Source organism: Sphaerochaeta sp. S2 (genome assembly GCF_016406725.1).
In the GTDB taxonomy this organism is placed as follows: domain Bacteria; phylum Spirochaetota; class Spirochaetia; order Sphaerochaetales; family Sphaerochaetaceae; genus Sphaerochaeta.
The window spans coordinates 1-1255 of sequence record NZ_JAEKNT010000216.1 but is presented as its reverse complement, the minus strand read 5'-3'; the positions used below and the strand labels follow the sequence as shown (position 1 = coordinate 1255).

The window sequence follows — 1255 nt, the reverse complement described above, 5'->3', positions numbered from 1 at the left end:
AGTCAGAATTATTCAATACAATAAGGATGCTTAGGATAATTTAGGTCCTCCTATAGGATGCCCATTCTTCTAGCCTCAGCAACTGCCTCCGTTCGAGTGCTTACCTGCAACTTTTCATAGATCTTTGAGGCATGCCACTTCACTGTTCGTTCGGTTATGTTCATCATCCCTGCTATCTCTTTGTTTATATAGCCATTTCCAATCAAATGCAGGACCTCTTGCTCTCGTTCAGTCAGGAGTTGATCCTCTCTTTCTTGTTTGAGTCCGTACAATTCCTGCAATACAGAGATATGTTTTTCACTGATCTGGCTTCTCGAGAGATCTAGTTGTTGAGGATCATAGACACCAAATTCCATTGAGAGGATCATCGAGAGCAACAGCCGATGCTTTTTCTTGAGTTTTGATTGCAAAGAAGCATAGAGATCCACAGCTTTTTCCAGTTGCCCCGTAAGCTGGTAATACCCAAGCACTTGTCGTTCTTCCAACACAATGAGATCAAAAAGGGTATCCTGTTGTGCCTCCTTCTTCTGGTGCTTATGCACCCACATTTCCAACGAAGGAATGTCACCAACACGTTTCTGTGCCATGGCATACATCACCTCTATGAAACGGTCATCAATGGAAGTGACATCATACTCATAGGCTTGCTTGCCTGCATCGCGAAGCAACCGTACTGCTTCCTCATGACGACTACTCACAATATAGAACTCTACAAGTGCCAATTGTGCATGGAGAGAGAGATAGAATGAGTATCCCTTTGCAGAGACAAGTCCTCGTAACAGATACTCCTCTGCGTCCTCCATCATTCCTGAATAAAGAGAGAGCAACCCTTTACCTATCCAAGCCATGCTGCAGGAAGTGGCATACCCTGATTTTTCCTCATATCCCAATCTCAGCGCTTCATCAAAGGATTGCCTTGCTTGTTCAAACAACAAGAGTTCAAGTTGGATGGACCCTATTTGCCCAAGCAACACGATGGAAAGTGCATCGTGTTGCTTGACCCCGATGGTTCGTAGCGTCTCCTGTAGATTGTGATAGACCTGTTCAAGATCTTCCTCCGGTCCAAGCGGCAAGGAAGCGATGAATACGCTGATAAGCGGACGGAGATAAGTCAGTTCATCAGGAAGCTTGCTCAACAGCTTTTCAGCATGATAGAAATCACGTTGGAGCAAGAGGTCGATCCCATCAAGGATTGATAGAAGGTCAACCTCCTGCATTTTCTTCCTTAGCCTGGATGACTGTATCCCGGCAATTC

General features: G+C 45.1%; 1 protein-coding gene. It reads right to left on the bottom strand.

Annotated elements, in window-relative coordinates; all coding sequences use genetic code 11:
- Positions 1 to 50: 50 nt before the first annotated feature.
- A partial coding sequence (locus JF818_RS06050) for a helix-turn-helix transcriptional regulator (protein WP_233066467.1) occupies positions 51 to 1255 on the bottom strand: 1205 nt, incomplete at its 5' end.